At 74.5% G+C, this 22,617-nt stretch carries 20 protein-coding genes; 7 read left to right on the top strand and 13 right to left on the bottom strand.

The annotated features are described in order from the left end of the window. Positions 1-93 precede the first annotated feature (93 nt). From ACFYWL_RS12040 to ACFYWL_RS12050, 3 genes are all read right to left on the bottom strand, one after another. Positions 94-1,359: an RNA polymerase sigma factor gene (locus ACFYWL_RS12040; RefSeq protein WP_386971316.1), complete on the bottom strand. Its 1,266-nt coding sequence runs from the start codon at positions 1,357-1,359 to the stop codon at positions 94-96. Between the two features lie 179 nt (positions 1,360-1,538). Then, positions 1,539-1,898 carry a YciI family protein gene (locus ACFYWL_RS12045; protein ID WP_386971318.1) on the bottom strand — a complete coding sequence of 120 codons (360 nt, stop codon included), beginning with the start codon at positions 1,896-1,898 and terminating at the stop codon, positions 1,539-1,541. A 19-nt stretch (positions 1,899-1,917) separates the two neighbouring features. After that, a complete protein-coding gene (locus ACFYWL_RS12050; RefSeq protein ID WP_386970920.1) occupies positions 1,918-3,204 on the bottom strand; it encodes a DUF2786 domain-containing protein in 1,287 nt (428 codons plus the stop codon). Between the two features lie 331 nt (positions 3,205-3,535). Between ACFYWL_RS12050 and ACFYWL_RS12055 the strand changes: the two genes are divergently transcribed. Together ACFYWL_RS12055 and ACFYWL_RS12060 are read left to right on the top strand one after the other, a co-directional pair. Then, positions 3,536-4,297 carry a DUF3152 domain-containing protein gene (locus ACFYWL_RS12055; protein ID WP_386971320.1) on the top strand — a complete coding sequence of 254 codons (762 nt, stop codon included), beginning with the start codon at positions 3,536-3,538 and terminating at the stop codon, positions 4,295-4,297. Between the two features lie 249 nt (positions 4,298-4,546). Then, the gene (locus tag ACFYWL_RS12060; RefSeq protein ID WP_386970922.1) at positions 4,547-4,870 is read left to right on the top strand and encodes an STAS domain-containing protein; all 324 of its coding nucleotides are present in this window, start codon (positions 4,547-4,549) and stop codon (positions 4,868-4,870) included. Positions 4,871-4,904: 34 nt separating this feature from the next. Here ACFYWL_RS12060 and ACFYWL_RS12065 read toward each other — a convergent pair whose 3' ends face one another. The 3 genes from ACFYWL_RS12065 to ACFYWL_RS12075 all read right to left on the bottom strand — a co-directional run bounded on the left by ACFYWL_RS12065 (position 4,905) and on the right by ACFYWL_RS12075 (position 7,230). Further along, positions 4,905-5,672 (bottom strand): GAF and ANTAR domain-containing protein, encoded by a 768-nt coding sequence (locus ACFYWL_RS12065; protein ID WP_386970925.1) that lies wholly within the window; start codon positions 5,670-5,672, stop codon positions 4,905-4,907. Between the two features lie 115 nt (positions 5,673-5,787). Then, positions 5,788-6,243 carry an ATP-binding protein gene (locus ACFYWL_RS12070; protein WP_386970928.1) on the bottom strand — a complete coding sequence of 152 codons (456 nt, stop codon included), beginning with the start codon at positions 6,241-6,243 and terminating at the stop codon, positions 5,788-5,790. An 87-nt stretch (positions 6,244-6,330) separates the two neighbouring features. Then, a complete protein-coding gene (locus tag ACFYWL_RS12075) occupies positions 6,331-7,230 on the bottom strand; it encodes a glucose 1-dehydrogenase (protein ID WP_386970931.1) in 900 nt (299 codons plus the stop codon). A gap of 245 nt (positions 7,231-7,475) precedes the next feature. Between ACFYWL_RS12075 and ACFYWL_RS12080 the strand changes: the two genes are divergently transcribed. From ACFYWL_RS12080 to ACFYWL_RS12090, 3 genes are all read left to right on the top strand, one after another. Further along, on the top strand, positions 7,476-9,023 hold the full coding sequence (locus ACFYWL_RS12080; RefSeq protein WP_386970934.1) for a glycosyltransferase family 2 protein: 1,548 nt from the start codon (positions 7,476-7,478) through the stop codon (positions 9,021-9,023). Between the two features lie 171 nt (positions 9,024-9,194). Beyond that, positions 9,195-9,980, top strand: a complete 786-nt coding sequence (locus ACFYWL_RS12085) for an FkbM family methyltransferase (protein ID WP_386970937.1) — start codon at positions 9,195-9,197, stop codon at positions 9,978-9,980. A gap of 231 nt (positions 9,981-10,211) precedes the next feature. Then, on the top strand, positions 10,212-13,370 hold the full coding sequence (locus tag ACFYWL_RS12090; protein ID WP_386970940.1) for an Ig-like domain-containing protein: 3,159 nt from the start codon (positions 10,212-10,214) through the stop codon (positions 13,368-13,370). Positions 13,371-13,463: 93 nt separating this feature from the next. On the opposite strand, the gene ACFYWL_RS12095 is transcribed toward ACFYWL_RS12090, so the two are convergent. From ACFYWL_RS12095 to ACFYWL_RS12120, 6 genes are all read right to left on the bottom strand, one after another. Continuing rightward, entirely contained in the window at positions 13,464-14,078 is a 615-nt protein-coding gene (locus ACFYWL_RS12095) for a hypothetical protein (RefSeq protein WP_386970942.1), read from the bottom strand. Then, positions 14,075-15,451 (bottom strand): hypothetical protein, encoded by a 1,377-nt coding sequence (locus ACFYWL_RS12100; protein WP_386970944.1) that lies wholly within the window; start codon positions 15,449-15,451, stop codon positions 14,075-14,077. The genes ACFYWL_RS12095 and ACFYWL_RS12100 overlap by 4 nt, the downstream gene beginning before the upstream one ends. Further along, a complete protein-coding gene (locus tag ACFYWL_RS12105) occupies positions 15,448-16,251 on the bottom strand; it encodes an ABC transporter ATP-binding protein (RefSeq protein WP_386970947.1) in 804 nt (267 codons plus the stop codon). Before ACFYWL_RS12105 ends, ACFYWL_RS12100 begins: the two co-directional genes overlap by 4 nt. Before the next feature lie 87 nt (positions 16,252-16,338). Beyond that, entirely contained in the window at positions 16,339-17,133 is a 795-nt protein-coding gene (locus tag ACFYWL_RS12110; protein WP_386970949.1) for a zf-HC2 domain-containing protein, read from the bottom strand. Then, on the bottom strand, positions 17,130-17,681 hold the full coding sequence (locus ACFYWL_RS12115) for an RNA polymerase sigma factor (RefSeq protein ID WP_386970952.1): 552 nt from the start codon (positions 17,679-17,681) through the stop codon (positions 17,130-17,132). Before ACFYWL_RS12115 ends, ACFYWL_RS12110 begins: the two co-directional genes overlap by 4 nt. Positions 17,682-17,816: 135 nt before the next feature. Continuing rightward, positions 17,817-19,397 carry an FAD-dependent oxidoreductase gene (locus ACFYWL_RS12120; RefSeq protein ID WP_386970955.1) on the bottom strand — a complete coding sequence of 527 codons (1,581 nt, stop codon included), beginning with the start codon at positions 19,395-19,397 and terminating at the stop codon, positions 17,817-17,819. A 172-nt stretch (positions 19,398-19,569) separates the two neighbouring features. On the opposite strand from ACFYWL_RS12120, the gene ACFYWL_RS12125 reads away from it, so the two are divergent. After that, complete coding sequence (locus ACFYWL_RS12125) at positions 19,570-19,944, top strand: PadR family transcriptional regulator (RefSeq protein WP_386970958.1); 375 nt, start codon at positions 19,570-19,572, stop codon at positions 19,942-19,944. Continuing rightward, positions 19,941-21,305 (top strand): permease prefix domain 1-containing protein, encoded by a 1,365-nt coding sequence (locus ACFYWL_RS12130; RefSeq protein ID WP_386970960.1) that lies wholly within the window; start codon positions 19,941-19,943, stop codon positions 21,303-21,305. The genes ACFYWL_RS12125 and ACFYWL_RS12130 overlap by 4 nt, the downstream gene beginning before the upstream one ends. Before the next feature lie 58 nt (positions 21,306-21,363). Here the strand turns inward: ACFYWL_RS12130 and ACFYWL_RS12135 are convergent, their stop codons facing one another. After that, positions 21,364-22,491, bottom strand: coding sequence for an arabinogalactan endo-beta-1,4-galactanase (locus tag ACFYWL_RS12135; protein ID WP_386970962.1), 1,128 nt, complete (start codon positions 22,489-22,491; stop codon positions 21,364-21,366). Positions 22,492-22,617: the final 126 nt, after the last annotated feature.

Below are 22,617 nucleotides of genomic sequence, written 5' to 3' on the forward strand. Positions count from 1 at the left end.
GTGGGCCTCCTGCAGCTAACGCCCCCCGCCTCCGGCTCGGTGATCAAGAGGTTTGCGTCATTCCGAAGATCAATTTTGACGCTTTTCTCTTGATCACCGAGCCGAGGCGGGGCGCGGCGGCGTGGGGCGGGGGGCAGCCGAGGCGGGCGCGGGCAGGCGGGACGCGCGGGACTCCAGGTAGCGGCGCTCGGGGAGGCTGGTGGTGGACCGGGCCGCCGCTCGGTACGCCTCCCGGGCGGCTGCGCCGTCCCCGGCCAGCTCCAGCAGGTGACCCCGCACGGCGGCGAGCCGGTGGTGCCCGGCGACGCGCTCGTCGCCGTCGAGCGGGGCGAGCAGGGCCAGGCCGGCGTGCGGACCGTCCACCATGGCCACCGCCGCCGCCTCGTTCAGGGTGACCATCGGGTTCGGGGCGAGCCGGCCCAGCAGCCGGTAGAGCGCCACGATCTGCCGCCAGTCGGTGCCGGCGGCGCTCGGGGCCTCAGCGTGCACCGCCGCGATCGCCGCCTGGAGCTGGTACGGCCCCGGCGGCGACCAGGTCAGCGCCTCCGTCACCAGGGCGGTGCCCTCGGCGATCGCGGCCCGGTTCCACCGGCTGCGGTCCTGCTCGGCCAGCGGCACCAGCTCGCCGTCCGGGCCGGTGCGCGCCTCCCGGTGCGCGTCGGTGAGCAGCATCAGCGCCAGCAGCCCGGCGACCTCGCCGTCGTCGGGCAGCAGCCGGCGCAGCTCCCGGGTCAGCCGGATCGCCTCGGCCGTCAGCTCGGCGCGCTGGAGGTCCGGCCCGCTGGAGGCGGTGTAACCCTCGTTGAACACCAGGTAGAGCACCTGGAGCACGGCGCGCATCCGCTCGTCGCGTTCGGCGGGCGAGGGCAGCACGAACCGGGCCCCGGCCGCCTCGATCCGTTGCTTGGCCCGGCGGATGCGCTGGCTCATCGTCGCCTCGGGCACCAGGTGGGCGCGGGCGATCTGGGCGGTGGTCAGCCCGCCGACCGCGCGCAGGGTCAGCGCGACCTGCGCCGACCGGTTCAGCGCCGGGTGGCAGCAGAGCAGGAGCAGCAGCAGGGTGTCGTCGCCGGCCGGCGACTGCTCGTCGGGCGGCGGGGCCACCGCCGCGTACGCCGGCTCCCGGAGGGCCACCGCGACCTCGCGGTCCCGGCGGGCGCGCTCGCTGCGCCAGGCGTCGGTGAGCCGCCGGGTCGCCACGGTGAGCAGCCACGCCCGGGGATTGTCCGGCACCCCGTCGGTGGGCCACCGGGTGGCGGCGGCGAGCAGCGCCTCCTGCACGGCGTCCTCGCAGGCGTCGAACTGGCCGTGCCGGCGCACGAGCAGGCCGAGGACCTGCGGCGCGAGCCCGCGCAGCAGGTCACCGACGGCGGCACCGCCCGGACCGGCACCGGCGGCACCGGCACCGGCACCGACGGCAGCATCGCCCGGACCGGCGGCACCCGCACCCGCACCGGCACCGACGGCGGCACCGCCCGGACCGGCGGCACCCGCACCGGCGGTGCTGCCCGCGACGCCGACGCCCGCACCGGTACCGGTCACATCTCCGCCCCGGCCTCGTCCATGATCGGGCGTACCTCCAGCACGCCGAACCCCCGCACCACGTCCGGCCAGCCGGCGGCGATCTCGGCGGCCCGCTCGATCGACTCGCAGTCCACCGTCAGGTAGCCGGCGAACTGCTCCTTGCTCTCCATGAACGGCCCGTCGGTCACCTCGACCCGGCCGCCGGCCAGCCGGGCCGTGCGGGTCTGCGACGGGTCGGCGAGCGCCTGCCCGCCGACCAGCTCGCCGGAGGCGGTCAGCTCCCGCATGATCTCGTCGACCTCGCCGAAGAGGGCGGCGCGGTCCTGCTCCGACATTCCGTCGACGAAGCCGGGGCGGTTCCAGATCAGCAGCATGTACTTCACGGCGTGCTCCTCACGTGTCGGCCGCGCCCCGTCGGCGCGTCCCGGTAGGGGGTCGGAGCCGATGCGCCGTACCCGACACCCGGGCCGGGGCGGATCCGGCCGGGCCGAGCGCCGCCCGGTCGGCGGCGGAGGTGCCGGAGGCCCAGCCCTCCTCGTCGGCGACGGTGAGCCGCTTGCTGGTCACCCCGGGGAACAGGTCGTCCAGCCGCTCCCGCACGGCGGTCGCGCGGGACGCGAGCACCGGCAGCAGCCGTTCCCCGCCCTCCTCCCGGGCCGCCTCCCGGCCCGCCTCGTCGGCGGCGGCCCGCAGCCGCTCGCCGATGCGCAGCGCGAACGCGTTGAGGAACGACTCGTCGTACGCTTTCGTGCGCCGGCTGCCGCCGCGCGCCCGGCGCTCGGTGCGGCCCCGCAGCATCGCGGCGGTGGCCTGCACCAGCAGCGACGTGTAGAGCAGCTCGACGGCGGCCAGGTCGGCCGGGAAGCCGAGCACGGTGGCGAAGCCCAGGTCGTCGGACCACACCGACTCGCACCGGTTCGCCGCCGCCACCTCCTGCACCAGCAGCGCCTTCGCCCCCGGGTACGGCGGCTCGGTGCCCAGCCGCACCCCGCCGGGCGCGTCGCCCGGCTCGGCCGTCGCCTCGACCAGGGCCGCGTCGATGCTGTGCCGGGCCATCAGCTCCTGCGCCTTGCCGGTCAGCGCCTCCGCCTCCGCCGGGAAGGTCGTCGACTCGGCCTTGGCCAGCAGCGCCCGCACCCGGTCGAGCATCCGCGACCCGCCGCCGCGCCCGACGGCCGTGGCCGGGGCGATCACGCCGGGCGGCGGACGCAGCACCGCGATCGGCGGCAGCCCCTCCACCAGCGCCAGCACGTCGACGGCGTCGCGTAGGGCGGCGATCCGGTCGGTGCCCTCCCGGGCCGCCCAGGCCGTCAGGTGCCGCCGGTCGTCGTCCCACCACACGGCCGCGTCGAGGCCGGCGAGCTGCTCGTCCCACCAGGCCGGCACCGGGTCGGGCTGGACCCGGCGCTGGGCGGCGGCCAGGTCGGCCACGAGCCGCCCGGCCGCCGGGCCGAGCCGGCGGGTCGCGATGCGGACCAGGTCCACCGGCTGCCAGCCCCGGGGCCAGAGCCGGCCCACGCCGCGCACCAGGCGCGCGGTCAGGGCGGCGTCCACCGCCGCCGGCCCGTCCGGCACGCCGACGCCGACCACCAGGCGGTCCAGCTGCCGCTCGGCGGCGCGTACGTCGGTGCCGCGCGCCGCCGCGAGGGCGTCGGCGACCAGCGCGTCGGCGTCCGGCACGAGCTGCTCCTCAGGGTCGGGTGGCGGAACGTCCGCCGGCCGGGGCGGGGCCGGCCGACCGGGTTCCGCCGGGAAACCGTACCGCCGGGCCCGCCCCGGCCGGGCGGGAGCGCCGCCACCGTCGCCGAAATGACCGCCGGACGCCTCATCCGCGCGGGGTCGCCGTCCGTATCCATCCGTGCACGGGTGCGGAATCCGTCCCGTGCAACCACTGCGGATCGACGGGACGGAGCGCGAGTTGTCGAGTCGTACCCATGGCAGGTCCGGCCGGGGTGGCCACCGCCGGCGGCGCGCCGCCACCCGGAACGGGCCGGTGGTCGCGTGCGTCGCCCTGGCCGTGGTCGCGCTGGTCACGGCCGGTGCCGGGGCCGTCCGCCGGGGCGGGCCGGACCAGGCGAGCCGGCCGGTCGCCGCCGCGGGGGTCGCCGCGCCGACCACCGCCGCGCCGGCCACCCGGGCCCCGACCAGGTCCGCGACCCCGCAGGCGCCGGCCGACATCACCTTCCCACCCCGGGGTACGGGCGACTTCCGCGCCGCCACCCTGCGGGGCGCCGTCGCGGGGCGCTCCGGCGAGCTGCTGCGGTACCGGGTGACCGTGGAGGAGGGGATCGACGGCGTCGACGTGGAACGGTTCGGCCGGGAGGTGGGTGCGATCCTCGCCGACCCGCGGGGCTGGACCGGGGCGGGCCGGTGGCGGCTGCAGCGCGTCGGCCCGGACGACCCGGCCGACTTCACCGTCGCGCTCACCACCCCGGTGACCCGGGGCGTCCTCTGCGGCGACGTCACCGACCGCTACACGTCCTGCCGCAACGGCGACCGGGTGGTGATCAACGTGGCCCGCTGGGCGGGTGGTGTGCCGCAGTTCACCGGTGACCTGGACACCTACCGTCGGTATCTGCTCAACCACGAGGTGGGCCACCGGCTCGGCCGGGGGCACGAGCTGTGCCCGCGTGCCGGTGGGCCCGCCCCGGTCATGCAGCAGCAGACCCTGGGCCTGCACGGCTGCCTCCCGAACGCCTGGCCCGAGGTGGACGGCGCGGTGTTCACCGGCCCGCCCGGCCAGTACGACGACCCGGTGCCGGCCGGCTGGTGAGGGCCGGCTCCGTCGGCCGCCCGGACGCGGGTGGGTGCGCCGCCGGCACGCTGGATGAGTGCGGTTGACGCAGATGACGGCTACCCTGGGGGCGACCGGCACCCGCCTTCTGCTACGAGGGATCGCTGCCGGCGCCGAGCAGGGGAGTTCCCTTTGGGCCCCGCCACGTCACTGTCCGTTCCGTCACCACCCCCCGGCGGCCTGTCGATCGGCCCGCTCACGGTCGCCGAGGGCCGGGGGCGGCTCGTCGTGACCGGGGAGATCGACATCGCCACCTCGGGTGAGCTGGCCTCGGTCCTCGCCGGCCTGCTCGACGGCGCGCCGCCGGCTGCCCTGGAGCTCGACTTCGGCGGCGTCCGGTTCCTCGACTCCTCCGGCATCCTGGTGCTGCTGCGCGCCCAGGGCCGGGCCGCCGACCGGGGCTGCCGGCTCACCGTCGCCGGCGTGCGGCCCGCGGTCCACCGAGTCCTGGAGATCACCGGGGTGCTGGAGATGCTCGGCCTGGACATCTCGGGCCCGCAGCCGCTGACCACGCGACGTCGACCCGCTGACGAAGCGACGCCGACCCGCTGACGACGCGACGGCGACCCGCTGACCCGGCGGCCGGTCAGGGCCGATCGAGCAACTCGCCGGTCTCGACCAGGTCGCGGGCGACGTCGAGCAGCTTCACGTTGAGCCGTTGGCTGGCCCGGACGAGCAGCCCGAACGCCTGCTCCCCGGTCAGCCGGTGCCGCTCCATCAGGATCCCCTTCGCCTGCCCGATCAGGTCCCGCACGTCCAGCGCCTGGGAGAGCTGCGCCACCTTCCGCGCGTCGCCCATCGCCACCGCCGCGTGCGCGGCGAAGAGCAGCCCGATCCGCTCCGACTCGTCGGTGAACGTCCCCGGCTCGCGCGCGTAGAGGTTCAGCGCGCCGAGGTTGTCCCGGGCCAGGTAGAGCTGGAACGACAGCATGCTGCGTACGCCCAGCCCGTCGATCCGGCGGACGAACTCCGGCCAGCGGGTCTCCGTGGCGACGTCGGGCATCCGCACGGTGTGGTGCTCGAAGAGCGCCGTCAGGCAGGGGCCCTGGCCCGTGTCGTACTGCGCCTGGTCGACCCGGCGTGCCAGGGTGCCCGTCGCCGCGCTGGTCACCACCCGGTGCCGGCCCTCGACCTCGGTGATCGCGGCGTGCCAGGCGCCCGGCACGGTGCCGACGGCGCACCGGACGATCCCCTGGAGGGTGGCGTCGAGGCCGGGTTCGTCCTGGAGCGCGCGGGCGGTCTCGGCGAGGCGGGCGGCGAGGTCGTCGTCCGGCCCGGCGGCGCGCGGCCGGCGGCTCGACGTGGCCCTGATCCGGCGTGGCCGGACCGGGTCCGGGCGGCTCTCGACGTCCACGACGGCCCCCTTCCGCCGCCGGCCCCTTCTCCTCTCGCCGACGGCCGTGGACCGATACCCGCGCGGCCGTCCGGCCAATCCCCGCCGGCCTGGGCGGGCCGCCCCTCGCCGACGGTCAGTGGCGGTGGCCCGCCTCCCCGGCCTCCCGGCGGGGAAAGGACGCCCAGATGTGCTTCGTGCCCTCGGTGGCGTACCAGCCGACGTCCAGCGAGAAGGCCCGGGCGAGCTGGAGGCCACGACCGCCGGCGCCCAGCGGCCGGGTGTCGGCCAGCTCGGGCACGGTGGTCAGGTCGTGGTCGGCGACGTCGAGGATGAACAGGTCGTCGTCGCGGAGCAGCCGGACGGTGGTCGGCGGCAGCCCGTGCAGCAGGGCGTTGGTGGCCAGCTCGGTGGCGACGAGCACGATCCGTTCGGGGATGTCGTCGAGCTCCTCGCCCTCGGCGAGCGCGTGCCCGGTCAACGCCTCGTGCAGGGAGGCGCGCAGGCCGCGCAGCTCCGCCCCGCTGGCCAGGGCCCAGGTCCGCATCTCGACGGCCCGGGGCGGTGGCGGTGACGTCTGCAACGATCCCATGACCGGGCAGTACCCTGCCTGCTCGCCGTTCACACGACCCACGCGGCCGGGTCCACCCACCCCGGCCGGCCCGGCCGCGGGCCGCGGTCAGGGCAGCGGCTTGCCGCCGGTCACCCCGAGCACCTCGCCCGTGATGTAGCTGGACTCCTGCGAGGCGAAGAAGACGTACGCGGGCGCCAGCTCGGCCGGCTGGCCGGCCCGGCCCAGCGGGACGTCCCCGCCGAACGACTCGACGGCCTCCTGCGGCATGGTGGCCGGGATCAGCGGCGTCCAGACCGGCCCCGGCGCGACGCAGTTGACCCGGATGCCCCGGTCGGCCAGGTCCTGCGCCAGCCCCTTCGTGAAGTTGACGATGCCGGCCTTGGTGGTGGCGTAGTCGAGCAACTGCGGCGAGGGCTGGTACGCCTGGATCGACGCGGTGTTGATGATCGTGGCGCCGGGCGTCAGGTGCGGCACGGCGGCCCTGCAGAGCCAGAACATCGCGTACAGGTTGGTCTTGAGGACCCGGTCGAACTGCTCGGTGGTGATGTCGGTGATGCCGCCCTCCTGCGCCATCTGGTGGGCGGCGTTGTTCACCAGGATGTCCAGCCCGCCCAGCTCGTCGACGGCCCGCCGGACGATCTCCACGCAGTGCTCCTCGTCGCGGATGTCGCCGGGCACGGTCACCACCGTGCGGCCGGCGGCGCGGACGAGCCGGGCGGTCTCCTCGGCGTCGTCCTTCTCCTCGGGCAGGTGCGTGATCAGCACGTCCGCGCCCTCCCGGGCGAAGGCGATCGCCACGGCGCGGCCGATGCCGGAGTCCCCGCCGGTGATCACGGCCCGCTTGCCGGTGAGCCGTCCGGTGCCCCGGTAGCTGTCCTCGCCGTGGTCGGGGGTGTCGGGCATCCGCCCGGTCCTCCCTGGGGCCGACTGCCGGCCGCCGGTCTGCTCGTCGGGGGCGGGAAACTGCTCCCGGGGGTCCTGCCTGTCGTACTGGTCGTGGGTCACGGCCGCATCCCTTTCCTCCGGGGCCGGTGGTACGACACTGAACTTCCCCGGTCGAGCGGGCCCAACCACGGACCGCTACGGTGTTTTGTGTTCCGGACCGGGGCGAGGCAGTCCAGGTGGAGCGGAACGGGCCGGCCGGCGTAACGGCATGGACACATGTGGGGCACCGTAGGGTGCCCCTTCCGGTCCATGATGTTCGTCGGTTGTTCGCACACCGGTTCACGGACCTGACGGGGAAGAAGACGATGACCGCCAGTACGAATGCTCCGAAAGTCAGCGTGGTGGTGCCGGCCTACAACTCGGGCCCGCACATCGAGAGGCTGGTCGCCTCTCTGTTGCGCCAGTCGCTGCCGCCGGGGGAGTTCGAGGCGGTCTTCGTCGACGACGGCTCCACCGACTCGACCGGGGCCCGGCTGGACGAGCTGGCCGCCGCGCACCCGCACATCCGGGTGGTGCACATCGAGAACTCCGGTTGGCCGTCCCGGCCGCGCAACGTCGGCGTCGCCAACGCCCGCGGCGAGTACGTCTTCTTCTCCGACGACGACGACTGGTTCGGCGACGAGGCACTGGAGCGCCTTTACGCGTACGCCGTCGAGAACGACGCGGACATCGTGGTCGGCAAGATGGCCGGCCATGGGCGCTCGGTGCCGCGTGAGCTGTTCCGCCGGGACCGTCCGGACGCCACGTTGGACAACGCGCCGCTGATCGACAGCCTGACGGCGCACAAGCTGTTCCGTCGCTCCTTCCTCGACGAGCACGAGATCCGCTTCGTGGAGGAGAAGCGCCGGCTGGAGGACCACCTCTTCGTGGTGCGCGCCTTCCTCCTGTCCAAGCGCACCTCCGTGCTGTCGAACTATGTCTGCTACCACCACATCCGCCGCGAGGACGCCGGCAACGTGACGGCGCAGGGGCTGGACCCGGCGGGCTACTACGCCAACATGCGCGATGTGCTGGATGTCGTCGACGCGCACACGGAGCCGGGCCCGCTGCGCGACAAGCTGCACCGGCGCTGGCTGCGCAACGAGATGGTCAGCCGGCTGCGCGGCAAGCGGTTCCTCCGGGAGCCGGCCGACTGGGTGGAGCAGGTGGCCCAGGAGTGCGGCAAGATCATCCGTGAGCGCTTCGCGCCGGGTGTGGCGGCCGGCCTCCCGCCGTTGCAGCGGGCGATCACGGCCCTCACCGCGGCCGACGACATCGCCGGGCTGCGCGAGCTGGCCGAGTGGGAGGCGGACGTCCGGGTCCGGGCCCGCGTCGACGACCACCGGGTGGACGGGACGGTCCTCACCGTCGACGTCACCGCGCACCTCGCGTCCGGCGACCAGCCGGTCGCCCTCACCGTCTCCGACGGGCGCTACCAGATCGTCCTGCCCGTCGACCTCGACCCGGAGATCCTCGACGTCACCGCCCGGCGGGCCATGGCCCGGCTCGACGTGGTGGCCCGGCGCAAGGAGGGCGGCGAGGAGTGCTTCCTGCCGGTCGAGTTCCGCATCGAGGACGCACCGGTCCCCGGTGCCGGGCCGGGGCGGGTGCACCTCGTGCACCACGCCACCGCGACGGTGGACTTCGCCACCCTGAACTCGGGCCGGACCGAGGGCACCTGGCTGCTCAAGGCCCGGCTCACCGAGAGCGGATGGACCGAGGACGCACGGCTCCCGCTGACCTTCCGGTGCGCCGCGGACGGCGCCGCGCCGGTGCGGGTCGTCCCCGCCGCCAAGAACAAGAAGAAGCCCTCCCTGCGCCGGCGCGTACGCAACCGCCTGCGCCGGATGGCCGAGCGTCTGCTGGGCCGGTAAGGAAGGGCCCCCTGTTAACGCATTCGGCATAGCAGGGTCCCCCTCTCACCCGTCACCTCTTCCGTCGAGCGGGCATCCCGCGCGGGCGCGGGTGAACCGTTTCGCCGCTGCCCGCGTAGTCATCTCCAGCGATCCGAGGTGTCCCGGTGGCGGGGCGACGGGAGGACCACCATGACCGGCGACCAGCGGCCCGGGCGGCGGACGTTGCGCCGGGCCTGGGGGCTCACCCGTTCCCTGGCCATCTACCACGGCCAGCCCCACAAGCACCGCCGCGCGCTGGAGCTCTACCGGGAGTTCCTCAAGCCCGGGGACGTCGGCTTCGACATCGGCGCCCACGTCGGCGGGCGGGTACGCACCTGGCGGCGGCTGGGCGCGCGGGTGGTCGCGGTGGAGCCGCAACCAGACTGCCTGCGGGCGCTGCGCCTCTTCTACGGCCGGAACCCGGACGTGACGATCGTGCCCGAGGCCGTCGGCGCGCACGCCGGAAGGGCGCGGCTCGCCCTGTCCACGGCGACCCCGACGGTCTCGACGATGTCGACCGACTGGATCGAGTCGGTCACGGCGGACAGCAGCTTCTCCCGGGTCCGCTGGGATCGGTCCGTCGAGGTCGACGTGGTCACCCTCGACGACCTCGTCGCCGCCCACGGCGTGCCCGCGTTCTGCAAGATCGACGTCGAGGGCTTCGAGGTGGACGTGCTGTCGGGGCTCAGCCGGCCCCTGCCCGCGCTGTCCTTCGAGCACCTTCCCCCGGCCCACGACGCGGCCCTCGCCGCGCTCGAGATCGTGGACCGGCTCGGCGGCCCGGCCGGCGGGTACCGCTACAACTATTCCCCGGTGGAGACGATGCGCTACGCCAGCGAGGAGTGGCTCGACGCGGCCGGGCTGGTGCGGCTGCTGGAGCGGTTCCGCCCGGCGGGCCGCTCCGGCGACGTCTACGCCCGGCTGCGCGGGGACTGAGGCCGGCCCCGCCGCGGCCGTCGAGCCGATCCGTTCGGTGGAGTGGGATTCGCTCCGATGGTGGTGCGTTCCGCCGCCGGGATCATGTTCGATGGCGATCGGCCGGATTCCGGCGAGGCACGGGGTGACGAGGCGGTCTCGCCTTCTACGGTGTCCTCGGCATGCCGGCGGGTGGACGCTGCCGGGGCCGACCCGGTGGCGCGATGCGGGCGCTTACAGGGGGTTGTCTCGATGCGTGTTCGGAGCCGCGTCATCGCGGGTCTGGTGGCCGGGGCCGTCGTGTTGACCGGCCAACCGGTCGTCGCGGCGGTGTCCGCCTGGCAGGCGGGTCCTGCCGCCAAGGCGCTCGTCGTGGAGGTGCCGGGGCACAACGGGCTGGTGCCCAGCGCGCCGCGCAACGACGTACCGAGGATCACCGACGGGGAGGTCACCGACATCGAGGTGATCGGGAACCGGGTGTTCGTCGCCGGCTCGTTCACCGGGATCGCCAACGTCGGGGAGACTGCGCTCGCGCAGCGGTGGCTGGCGTCGTACAACATCGACACGGGCAAGGTGGACACCGGCTTCCGGCCGACGTTCGACGGGGCCGTCGAGGCCGTCGAGGCGTCGCCGGACGGCTCGGCGCTCTACGTGGCCGGCACGTTCAACACCGTCGGCGGCCTCACCAAGCGCAAGGTCGCCCGGCTCGACCCGGTGACCGGCGCCGCGGTCGCCGGCTTCACCGCGCAGGGCAACGGCCGCGGCACCGCACTGGCCGTGACCAACAACGCGGTGTACGTTGGCGGCCAGTTCACCAAGATCAACAGCGCGAACCGCACGGGCCTGGCGGCGCTCAACCCGACCACGGGGGCGGTGGACACCGGCTTCGACCTGCCCCTGTCCGGCGGCATCGGCGTCGGCGGCATGCTCACCGTGCAGCAGCTCAAGCTGACCCACGACGGCGCGAAGCTGATGGTCGTCCACACCGGCCGGCAGATCGCCGGCCAGGACCGCTACGGCGTCGGCCTGATCGACACCGCCACCAAGGCCCTGCTGCCGTGGCGCACCCGGCTGTGGGAGGACAACCTCTCCTTCGTCGGCGGCATCCAGCGGGCCTTCGGCGGCGACATCGCGCCGGACGACTCGTACTTCGTGGTCACCAGCGGCTCGGGTGGCGACCGCCCGCCGATCAACGACACCGCGATGGCGTTCCCGGTGGCCGGCGGCGACCACGTCGAGCCGATCTGGATCTCCCGGCACTTCGACAGCATCTACTCGGTCGCCATCACCGAGGCCGCCGTGTACGTCGGCGGCCACTTCAGCTGGCAGGAGTCGCCGACCGCCAACGTCCCGTGGCCGGGCCTGGACAACGTCGGGTACGGCACGGGCCAGGGCCTCAGCGGCTACGGCCTCGGCGACCAGGTGGTCCGCCGTGACCACCTCGGCGCGCTCGACCCGGCGACGGGCACCGCCCTGGAGTGGAACCCGGGCTCCAGCTCCTACGAGGGCGAGAAGGCGATGCTGGCCACCCCGCGCGGCCTCTTCGTCGGCGGCGACGGCAACACCAAGGGCGGCCTGACGGTGGGGCGGGTCGGCTTCTTCGACCTGGGCCGGGTGCCGGCGCCCTCGGCGGTGGAGACGACGATCGACACGCCGATCGAGGGACGGGTGAAGCCCGCCAACGGCTCCTTCACGATCGAGGGCCAGGCGACCGCGCCGTCCGGCGTCAAGAAGGTGCAAGTCGAGATCCAGAACCGTGGCTCCAAGAAGTACCTCCAGCCGGACCTCGTGACGTGGGGCTCCTCCGCCGTCATCGTGACGACCCTGGCCAGCCCGAACGCCACCTCGACCATGTGGTCCCTGGCCGTCTCGCTGCCCGTCGGCGAATACCAGATCCAGGCGAAGACGTTCGGTCGCGACAGCAGCGAGGCCGACACGACGAAGGCCGTCAAGAAGATCGAGACGTTCAGCTTCGACGACCTGCCCCCGACGACGAAGATCAGCTCGCCGGCCGCCGGCCTGCTCGCCACGAAGACCTTCGTGGCCACCGGCACCGCCACCGACGACAAGGGCGTCAACGCGCTGACCTACTCGTTCCGCACCCCGGACAACCGCTACCTCCAGGACGACGGCACGGTCGCCCCGGTCTACAACACGTTCCGCACCGAGCCGGACGTGATCGGCGCGCTGTCGACCACCTGGCAGGTCGAGGTGACCCTGCCGACCGAGGGTGAGTGGCGGATGACCGCCACCGCCATCGACACCGCCGGCCAGAGCGACCTGCGCGGCGAGAACCGGGACTGGATCATCGCGGAGGACGGGGTGGCGCCGACGGTGGCCATCACCGCTCCCGCCGCGATGAACCCGCCCACCGCCGCCGCGCCGATCACGGTCGCGCCCGGCAGCCCGATCACCTTCTCCGGCACCGCCAGCGACGACGGCACCCTGAAGTCGGTCGAGGTCTACCTGCGCAACACCAGCACCCGCGAGTCGCTGGCCGCCGACGGCACGTGGGGCGCGGACGCGGTCACGGCCTACCACCGGGTGTCGCCGACGAACCTCAACGCCGCGTCGTACAACTGGTCGTTCACCACCGCGGCGCTCACCCCGGGCATCTACGACTTCCGGGTACGCGCCACCGACAACCTCGGCCTGGTCACGACGAACGCCAACCTGGGCAAGCTGAGCGTCACCGCCCAGGTGCCCGGCGACGCCTTCCCGAACGGGAAGCTGAACTTCACCGGCACCGACCAGAACGTCGAGCAGCTGCACCTGAACCTGGCCGGCACCGCGACCGACGACAAGGGCGTGCAGGCCGTCCGGGTGGCGCTGCGCGACCTGGACACCGGCCGGTACGTGCAGCCCAACGGCACGATGGCGGCGAGCTTCGCCACGGTGAACGCCACGCTCGCCTCGCCCGGCGCGACGAGCACCGCCTTCACCCTCTCGATCGACCTGCCCACGAAGGGCGAGTACAGCGTCGAGGCGTGGGCCGTCGACACGGCGGGCCAGCAGGACAGCTCGACCTCCGGGGCCACCGCCAAGTACCTCGTCTACCCCGGCGACCTCGACCCGCGCCTGGAGCCGAGCCTCAGCCCGACCAACGGCGCGGTCTTCGGCGACTCGCGGATCGTGGTGACCGGGCGCGCGGTGGACGACGTCGGCATGTCCAAGGTGGAGGTGCAGATCGTCAACGGCGTGGGCCAGGGGATGAACTCCTCCGGCGCGTTCGGCGGCGGCTCCGCCCCGTGGATCGCCACGTTCCTCACCAGCCCGGGTTCGCCGGGGTCGAACTTCGCGTACACGTCGCCGGTGGTGCCGGCGGGCGCGTACACCATCTCGGTGCGGGCGGTCGACAACTACGGGCAGCTCCAGCAGCCGCCCACCACCATCTCGGTGACCGTCAGCTGAGCTGACGGCAGCCCCAACCGGGCCGCGTCGGGGCGACTTCCGCCCCGACGCGGCCCGGCCCGTGTCCGGCCGCGCGGCCCGGTGCGGGCCACGTCACCGGTCGGGGGCCGTCTCGGCGGCCGGGCGGCGGGGGCAGCCCCGCAGGGCGTACGCGACGAGCCCCACCACCGCGAGGAACGTCGCGCAGACCGTCGCGGCGGTGGTGCCGGCCGGCTGGACCAGCCACGCGCCGACCTGCATCCGCAGTTGGTCACTCGGCCCCAGCCACGGCAGCAGCGCGACGAGGGTCCAGGTCAGCGGGGCGATCCAGGACAGCGCGGCACCCAGCAGCGCGGCGCCGAGCGCGGTGAGCCCGAGCAGGCCGGCCGTGTTGCGCGCCACCACCCCAAGCGGCTCGAACCGCACGTCGGTGAGCGTGCTGGCCAGCAGCAGCGCGACGGTCGCGGCGGCGGCCAGCAGCACGTGCCCGGCGCGGCGGGCGGGCCAGTTGACCGACGCGGTGTGGTCGAGGGCGTCGTCGGCGCCGCCGAGCGTGGTGCCGACGGCGACCGCCGCGATCAGCACGGCGACGCTGATCACCCGGGCGTTGACGGTCTGCCCGTCCGAGAAGCGCGGCCAGCCCGCCCAGAGCGACCCGGTCGCGCAGACCGTGCCGACCAGCGCCAGGGGAACCCGGCGGGCGCGCAGGTACAACCCGAGCCACCTCACGGGCGAACCAGGAACAGCAGCGAGTTGAACCGGTCGAGCTCGCAGCCGAGCACGGCGGCGCGGGCCGCACCCACCCGCTGCCGCTGCTCGCCGGCCGGCAGGTTCCGCAGCGACCGGAGGGCGGCGTCCACCTTCTGCCGCTCCTCGGGGGTCGGCTCCCGCCCGAGGTCCGGCGGTGAGTCGGTGAGCCAGGCGATGACCACCGCCCGGGGCAGAAAGGTCGCGTAGTGGTCACCGCACTCCTGCGACCAGGCGGCGTCGAGCAGCGACGAGGTGAGCTCGTCGGCCGAGACGTCGGCGAAGCCGGTCCAGCCGACCGACAGGGCGTCGAAGACCAGGGTCCCGTCGTCGCGGACCTGGTTCGGTTCCGACCCGGTCGAGCCGGCGACCACCTGCCGGCTCTCCTCCACGCGGGTGGGCGCGGCGTCGGGCAGCTTCGCGGCGATGAGGGCCAGCGTCTCCCGGGCCGGGCCGACGACCTTGGGCAGCAGCGCGGCGTGCGCCCGGGTCACACAGACCTGGGGGCCGTCGTCGTCGCAGACCAGCTCGACGGCGGCCGGGTCGAGCACGGCCGACCCGGAGTATCCACCGGTGGGCAGCAACGGCACCGTCACGGCGGCGCCGACCACGGCCGGGAGCACGGCCAGCGCGGCGGCGCGGCGGCCGACCGCGCCGAGCAGCAGCAGCCCGGTCGCGGCGAGGGCCGCCAGCCACAGCGCCTGGAGCAGGCTGACCGACGACGGAATGGTCCGGAAGTCGTCCAACGAGTCGACGGCGGGGGCCAGCAGCAGCGCCGCCGGGTCGGGCCGGACCTTCGTGAAGTTCTCGTCGTAGCCCGACATCGAGACGTAGTCGGGCACGAAGGTCAGCACGGCGAACGCGACCACCGCGAGGACCGGGGCGGTGCCCACCCGGGGCACGGCCCGGCCGGCGGCCATGCCCAGCCAGCCGGCGGCGACCAGGGCCAGCGCGCCGACCGCGGTGATCGGGATCGTCGAGGCGGGGAAGTATCCGGCGGTCGACGCCACCCAGGGGGCCCCGAGGAGGAACGTCAGCAGGTACACGGTGGTCAGCACGACCGCGTACCCGGCGGCGAGCGGGACGCTGCGCTGCCACCGGGGCCGGACGGTGGTGCCGAACAGCTCGTCGACCCGGTGCCGCCGGTCGCGCCGCCCCAGCCACGCGCCGCCCGCCAGCGCCAGTGGCATCAGCAGCATCAGCGTGGACCGGGCGTACGCCGCCAACTGCGTCCACCGCCCCGAGTATCCCCCGGTGATGGTCAGCATGAGCGCGGCGCCGGCGATCAGCAGCAGCAGCGCGATGCCGGGGACCGCCGACCGGCGTACCTCGATCCGCATGATCCGCCCGGTCATGCCGCCACCCGCTCCCGGTGGGAGCGCAGCAGCGCCGAGTAGCCGCGCTCGGCGGCGCTGTCCCCGGCGTCTCCGGCGCCGCCCTGCGCGGCGAGCTGCGCCGTGGTGCCCTGCCACACCAGCCGGCCCTCGTGCACCAGCACCACGTCGGTGCAGGCCACGGCGACGTCCTCGACCAGGTGGGTGGAGACCAGGACGCAGCTGTCCGACCCGATGTCGCGAAGCAGCTCGCGGAAGTCGAGCCGCTGCTCGGGGTCGAGGCCGACGGTCGGCTCGTCGAGCAGCAGCAGCTCCGGGTCGTTGACGATCGCCTGGGCGATCCCGGCGCGGCGCACCATGCCGCCGGAGAGCGTCTTCATCCGGGCGTCGGCCCGGTCGGTCAGGCCCACCCGGTCGACGGCCCGCTGGACCGCGCCGGGGATGTCGGCCTTCGGCATCTCCTTGAGCCAGGCCATGTACTCGACGAACTCGCGGACGGTGAAGCGCGGATAGAAGCCGAAGTGTTGCGGCAGGTAGCCCAGCCTGCGGCGGACCCGGCGCAGGTCGGCGCGGCCGGTGACGTCCTCGCCCAGCAGGTCGAGCCGCCCGCCGGCGGGCTTCACCACGGTGGCGAGCGCCCGCATCAGGGTGGTCTTGCCGGCGCCGTTCGGGCCGAGCAGCCCGTGCACACCGGTGCCCAGCGCCAGGTCGAGCCCGTTGACCGCGAGGCGTCGGCCGGCGCGGACAGCCAGGTTCTCGGCGTGCACCGTCCACGCGTACGTGGTCGGTGCGGTCTCCGCCGCGCTGACGGCACGCATCATGATCACTCCGTTCGTCGTGTCGTCGGCGGCGCCCGCCGACGGGGAAGGGGATGCGCCGGCCCGGGCGACCGGTGGCACCCGGGCCGGTCAGCTCCGGTCGGCGCGCAGCCGGCTGTGGTCGGTGGCCCGCAGGAGCACCACCGCGCTCAGCGCGACGGTGGCCAGCGCCCAGCCGGGCCAGCTACGGGTCTCCAGGACGATCGGCAGTTCCTGGCCGACCAGGCTCGGGGTGATCACGCCGACGGACCAGGCGATCGCCAACCCGAGCGCCGCCCGGTCCACCCCGACCAGCCCGCCGAGCGCCAGGGCGCCGGCGGTGAAGGCCAGGCACGGCAGCAGCCACACCGCCGGCGAGTGCCCGGTCCACCAGCCCGCCACGGCCAGCACCGGAACGACCGCCGTCAGGATCGCCAGGGCCCGGCGCAGCAGCAGCGACAGCCCGGCGCGGGGCACGGTGGCGATCAGTTCCCAGGCCGGATCGGTGCGTCGGCTCCACGCGGCGGCCACCATCAGCAGCGGCGCCAACGGCGCGACCAGCAGCACCGGTGACGGCATCCGGCCCGACACCAGCTCCAGCAGGACCGCGACGACCACCAGCGCGGTGGCCGTGGCCAGCCAGGGCAGGAGCCGCGCGGCGACACCGGTGCGCCGCAGCCGGCGGCGACGCACCGGCGCGGGCCCGGCGGCGACCCCGGCGGCGATCCCGACGGCCACCCGGTCCAGCAGGTGCCGGGCGGCCGGGTCGACCGCGTCGGCCAGCAGCGCCCGGCACCCGGCGCAGGACTCCAGGTGCGCCTCGACGGCCCAGACGGTGACGTCGTCGACGCCGTCGTCGCCGGTGGCGTATCGGGAGATGAGGGCGGGGGTGGGGTGGTCGGTCATGACAGCGCCTCCCGTAGCGCGATGCGGGCCCGCCGCGCGTACGTCTTCACGGTGCCCTCCGGCAGGCCGAGCAGCACCGAGGTCTCTCGCGTGGTCAGCCCGTCGAGCACCATCGCGCGCAGCACCCGGCGCAGGTTGGGCGGCAGCGCCAGCAGGGCCTGCTCCAGGTCGGCGTCCATCCCGCCGGCCAGCGCCTCCTCCTCGGCGGCGGGGGCGACGGCGGCGAAGGTGCGCACCGCCGGGACGCGCTCGGCGCGGGCGCGGGCGCGGAACGCGTCGACCAGCCGGTGGGCGGCGATCGTCCACAGCCAGCCGACGGCGCTGCCGCTGCCCGAGTGCCGGGCCTGGCTGCCGGCCGACCGCCACACCGCCAGGTAGGTGTCCTGGAGCACCTCGGCGACCACGTCGTCGTCGGCGCAGCGCCGCCGCAGCCGGGCGGTCAACCAGGGCGACGTGCGGCGGTACAGCTCGTCGAAGGCCCGCCGGTCGCCCCGGGCGACGCGGCGCAGCAGCGCACCCTCGTCGAGTGCCTCCAAGCTCTGTCTCACAACAGGCAAGACGATCCCCGGGCCCGCCCCGGTTTCCCAACCGCGGTGAGCCACGTCACATGATCCGCGTGCCGCGGCTCCACCGGTCCGGCCCGAACGGTCCTGACCGGCAGGGCCGGGCGGCTTCCGGGCCGGTCACGCCCGGCGGCGGGCGACCAGCACGGCGTCGTGGATGGTGACCTCGCAGCCCTCCGGGTCGACCGTGCTCCGGGCCCGGGTCTCGGCGGTCAGCACCTCCCAGGCGGCGGGGTCGAGGGCGGAGGCGACCTCCTCGGCGGTGTACATCGCGTCCGGGAAGTGCATCCGGTGGGCGGTGGTGCGCAGGTCGCGCGGGTGGTGCCCGACGATCAGCAGCGTCCCGCCCGGCGCGACCGCCGCGGCGAGCCGCGCGAACAGGTCCCGCCGCGCCGCGCCCGGCAGGTGCATGAACTGCGCCGACACCAGGTCGTACGCGCCCTCGGCCGGCGGCCGGACGCGCAGGTCGGCGTGCAGCCACTCGATGCGGTCGGCGACCTCGGGACCCGCCGCCGCGGCGTGGGCGGCGGCCCGCTCCAGGGCGGTGGCGGAGATGTCGACCGCCGTGACCCGCCAGCCCCGCCCGGCGAGCCAGCCGGCGTCGGCGCCCTCGCCGCAGCCGACGTCGAGCGCCCGCCCCGCCGGCAGCCCGGTCACCTCCGCCACGAGCTGGGGGTTCGGCCGGCCGCTCCAGACCGTTGGCCGGGCGCGGTAGCGCTCCTCCCAGGCGGCCTCCTCGAACATCGTCCGCAGCCGCTCCCGGTAGGCGTCGACGGCGGCGCGGCCCTCCTGGGCGACGAGGTCGGCGTTGACCGCCGCGCCGGCGGCCAGGCCCGACGCGGCGGAGGAGACGACCTGGGCGCGCACGTCGGCCACGTTGCCCGCGACCCACACGCCGGGTACGGCGGTGGCCCCGGTCGGGTCGGCGGGCACCTGGCTGCCGATCACCTGACCGCCGAACTCGACGTCGACCGGCTTGCACCCCAGCGACTCCAGCACCCCGGCGCGGGCGGTGAACCGGGGCGCGACGACCACCGCGTCGAGCGCGACGACCTCGCCGGAGGCCAGCCGTACGCCGGTCAGGGCGTCGTCGGCGACCTCCACCGCCGCGACCGGGCCCGCCACGACGGTGATCTCCCGCGCGGCGAGCCGCTCGGCGTCCTCGGCGGCGAGCGTGGCGTCGTGCAGCAGGAGCAGCACGTGCGGGCTCCACTGCCGCCACAGCTCCGCCTGGTGCACGGCCGTCGGCCCGGTGGCCAGGATGCCGATGCGCCGGTCCCGGACCTCCCAGCCGTGGCAGTACGGGCAGTGCAGCACGTCGCGCCCCCACCGCTCGGCCAGCCCCGGCAGGTCGGGCAGCTCGTCGACGAGCCCGGTCGCCACCAGCAGCCGCCGCGCCCGCACCTCCCGTCCGCCGTCCAGCGTGACCACGAAGCCGGTGCCCTCCCGGGCCGCCGCCTCGACCCGGCCGGCGACGACCTCGCCGCCGTAGCGGGCCACCTCGTCGCGCCCGGCCGCCACCAGCTCGGCCGGCGGGGTGCCCTCCCGGCCCAGGTAGTTGTGCACGTGCCCGGCCGGGGCGTTGCGCGGCTGCCCGGCGTCCACCACCAGCACCGACCGTCGCGCCCGGGCGAGGGCCAGGGCCCCGCTCAGCCCGGCGGCGCCCCCGCCGACCACCACCACGTCGTACGCCTCGTCCACCGCGCGCCTCCTTCGCTCGTCGTGCGCCCACCGTGCCGCGCGGCCCGCCGATCCGACAAGAGAAGTTGCCGGAATGGCAAAGTCGGCCGGCAGGGTGGCCCCCGTCGAGGGGGATTGCGGGGCCGCTTTACCTAGAACTACTATGCATTGCAGTTCTAGGGATAGGGGTCGGATGCACATCACCAAGGACCTCGTCGCCGCCTCGGCGACGCCGCTCGTGCTGGGGATCCTCGCCGAGGGCGAGAGCTACGGCTACGCGATCCTCAAGCAGGTCAACGAGCTGTCGGGCGGGCGGCTGGAGTGGACCGAGGGTCTGCTCTACCCGCTGCTGCACCGCCTGGAGCGGCTCGGGCACGTCGAGTCGTACTGGCAGACCCCGTCCGGGGGACGCCGCCGCAAGTACTACCGCATCACCGACCAGGGCCGGGCCGAGCTGGTCGAGCAGCACCGCCAGTGGGCCGCGGTCGTCGACGCCCTGCGCGGCGTCTGGAACACGACCCGGGTCATCAACCCGATCGCGGCGCCGGCCTGGGAGGCGGGACGATGACCCTCGACAGCGACCTGGAGGGCCAGATCGCGCAGTGGCGGTCCTACACGCGCCGCCGCCGGGAGCTGCACCACGCCGACACCGAGGAGCTGGAGGACCACCTGCGCAGCCGGATCACCGAGCTGACCGAGGCGGGCCTGCGCAGCGACGAGGCGTTCCTCATCGCCGTCAAGCGCATGGGCAGCCTCGACGAGCTGTCGCGGGAGTTCGCCCGCGAGCACTCCGAGCGGTTGTGGAAGCAACTGGTGCTGCCCGGGGAGCCGGACGCGCCCGCCGCCGCCCGCACCCGGCGCGAACTGCCCGTCATGGTGCTCTGCGCGGCCCTCGCGGCGCTCGCGATCAAGGTGCCGAGCTGGTTCGGGCTCGACCTGGCCGACGACGACGCCGCCTTCTACGCGCGCAACCTGAGCCTGTTCGCGCTGCCGGCGCTGGCCGCGTACTTCGCCTGGCAGCGCCGGGTCGGCGTCCGCGTCGTCGGGGCGCTCGTGGCGCTGTTCGCCCTCGGCGCGGTCGCCGCGAACGGGTACCCGCTCGCCGGGGACTCGCAGTCATTCGGGCTCACGGCGATCCACTTGCCGCTCGCGCTGTGGCTGGTCGTCGGCGTCGCCTACGTGGGCGGCGACTGGCGCTCGGAGCGGCGACGGATGGACTTCGTCCGGTTCACCGGGGAGTGGGTGATCTACTTCAGCCTCCTCGCCCTGGGCGGCGGCGTGCTCACGGCCTTCACCGCCGGCACCTTCCGGGCCATCGGCATCGACGCCGAGGGCTTCATCAGCTCGTGGCTGCTGCCGTGCGGCGCGATGGCGGCGGTCGTCGTGTCGGCGTGGCTGGTCGAGGCGAAGCAGAGCGTCATCGAGAACATGGCCCCGGTGCTGACCCGGGTCTTCACGCCGCTGTTCGCGGCGACCCTGCTGGCGTTCCTGGTCGCCGTCGTCTGGACCACCCACGGCATCGACGTCGAGCGGGACGTGCTCATCCTGTTCGACCTGCTGCTCGTCGTGGTGCTGGGCCTGCTGCTGTACGCCATCTCCGCCCGCGAGCCGGCGGCCCGGCCCGGGCTGTTCGACCGTCTCCAACTGGCGCTCGTCGTCAGCGCCCTGGTCATCGACGTCCTGGTGCTGGTGGCGATCACCGGCCGGATCGGCGAGTGGGGCTTCAGCCCCAACAAGACCGCGGCGCTGGGGGAGAACATCGTCCTGCTGACCAACCTGGCCTGGTCGGCGTGGCTGTTCCTCGGCTTCGTCCGGGGCCGCGCCCCCTTCGCCCGCCTGGAGCGCTGGCAGACCCGCTACCTCGCCGTGTACGCCGGCTGGGCCTGGATCGTCGTCCTGGCCTTCCCGCTCGTGTTCGACTTCGCCTGAGCCCTGAGCCCTGAGCCCTGAGCCGGCCCGGCCCCCGCCCGCGCGGTGGCCGGACCGGCTACGGCGTCCAGCGGATGTTGGGGTTCACCTGGCCGGTCCAGTTGAAGATGGCCATGTTGTCCCACTGGTTGCCGGTGCCGTTGATGTTCGCCGGGTCCCACCCGTTGCCCGGGACGGCGTACCAGGTGGGCTCCCAGTAGAAGACGCCGACGGCTCCGGCGTCGCGGGCGGTGTTCTGCACCCAGGCGAACTCGGTGGCCTGCCCGCTCCAACTCGCGGGGTGGCCGGCGCAGGGCTCGCCGCCGTTGATCGAGTTCGGCTCGCCGTCGGCGTTCGCGGCGGTGAACGGGTACGCCGTCTCGGTGAGCACGACGGGCCTGCCGTAGCGGGACCGCACGTCGGTGATGACGTTGTAGAGGTTGGCCAGGCTGCCGTGCCACATGCAGTAGTAGGACAGGGCGGTCAGGTCCCACTGCACGCCCTTGGCCCGGATGCCGTCGTAGAACCAGCGCGCGTTGGCCATGCTGTCCGCGTTGGCGGTATGGATGATCACCTGCGTGCCGCCGTTGCACTGCTTCGTCGCCTGGTAGCCGGCCTTGAGCAGCAGGCTGAGGTTGGTGAAGTCGTTGTTGACGACCTTGCCGTCGTTCCACAGCATGCCGACGTTGATCTCGTTGCCGATCTGCACGCTGTCCGGCGTGGTGCCCTGCGCCTTCAGGCTGGCGCAGACGTCGTAGGTGTAGTTGTAGACGTCGGTCTGCAACTGGCCGATGCCGTGGCTGGCCCAGGCGGCGGGCTTGTACTGCTTGCCCGGGTCGGCCCAGGTGTCCGAGTAGTGGAAGTCGATCATCAGCTTGAGGCCCTTGGCCTTGACCGTCCGCGCGTACGCCAGCACCCGCGCCTTGTTGTTCCAGCCGCTGGCGGGGTTGTTCCAGACCCGGAGCCGGACGTAGTTGACGCCGAGGCCCTTGAGGATGTCGAGCGGGTCCCGCGCCGTGCCGGCGGCGTCGTAGTATCGCGCGCCGAGGTCCAGGCTGCGCTGCACGCTGGAGACGTCCGCGCCCAGCATGGTGAGCGTGTTCGCGGCCGATGCCGGCGCGGGTGGCACGAGCAGGGTGGCCGGCAGGGCGACCAGCGCGAGGAACGCGGCGATCCAGGCGCGCGGGCGAGAGCGGCGCGGAGTCATCCCGACCTCCTCGGTGGCGGGCGCGGGCCGGGGCGCGGCACCGGGCGGACATCAATCGATGTCTATGTATACCACAGGTGGCGGGCCGGCCAGCCGCTCCGCCCGGTCACGCGCGCCGGGCGTCGC

Source organism: Micromonospora sp. NPDC002575 (genome assembly GCF_042889525.1).
GTDB classification, from domain to species: Bacteria; Actinomycetota; Actinomycetes; order Mycobacteriales; family Micromonosporaceae; genus Micromonospora; species Micromonospora carbonacea.

Coding starts and splice junctions, on each gene's coding strand:
- ACFYWL_RS12090 (WP_386970940.1), top strand. CDS start 10,212: ATGCGTGTTCGGAGCCGCGTCATCGCGGGTCTGGTGGCCGGGGCCGTC.
- ACFYWL_RS12070 (WP_386970928.1), bottom strand. CDS start 6,243: ATGGGATCGTTGCAGACGTCACCGCCACCGCCCCGGGCCGTCGAGATG.
- ACFYWL_RS12125 (WP_386970958.1), top strand. CDS start 19,570: ATGCACATCACCAAGGACCTCGTCGCCGCCTCGGCGACGCCGCTCGTG.
- ACFYWL_RS12045 (WP_386971318.1), bottom strand. CDS start 1,898: ATGCTGCTGATCTGGAACCGCCCCGGCTTCGTCGACGGAATGTCGGAG.
- ACFYWL_RS12100 (WP_386970944.1), bottom strand. CDS start 15,451: ATGACCGGGCGGATCATGCGGATCGAGGTACGCCGGTCGGCGGTCCCC.
- ACFYWL_RS12080 (WP_386970934.1), top strand. CDS start 7,476: ATGACCGCCAGTACGAATGCTCCGAAAGTCAGCGTGGTGGTGCCGGCC.
- ACFYWL_RS12110 (WP_386970949.1), bottom strand. CDS start 17,133: ATGACCGACCACCCCACCCCCGCCCTCATCTCCCGATACGCCACCGGC.
- ACFYWL_RS12135 (WP_386970962.1), bottom strand. CDS start 22,491: ATGACTCCGCGCCGCTCTCGCCCGCGCGCCTGGATCGCCGCGTTCCTC.
- ACFYWL_RS12130 (WP_386970960.1), top strand. CDS start 19,941: ATGACCCTCGACAGCGACCTGGAGGGCCAGATCGCGCAGTGGCGGTCC.
- ACFYWL_RS12105 (WP_386970947.1), bottom strand. CDS start 16,251: ATGATGCGTGCCGTCAGCGCGGCGGAGACCGCACCGACCACGTACGCG.
- ACFYWL_RS12085 (WP_386970937.1), top strand. CDS start 9,195: ATGACCGGCGACCAGCGGCCCGGGCGGCGGACGTTGCGCCGGGCCTGG.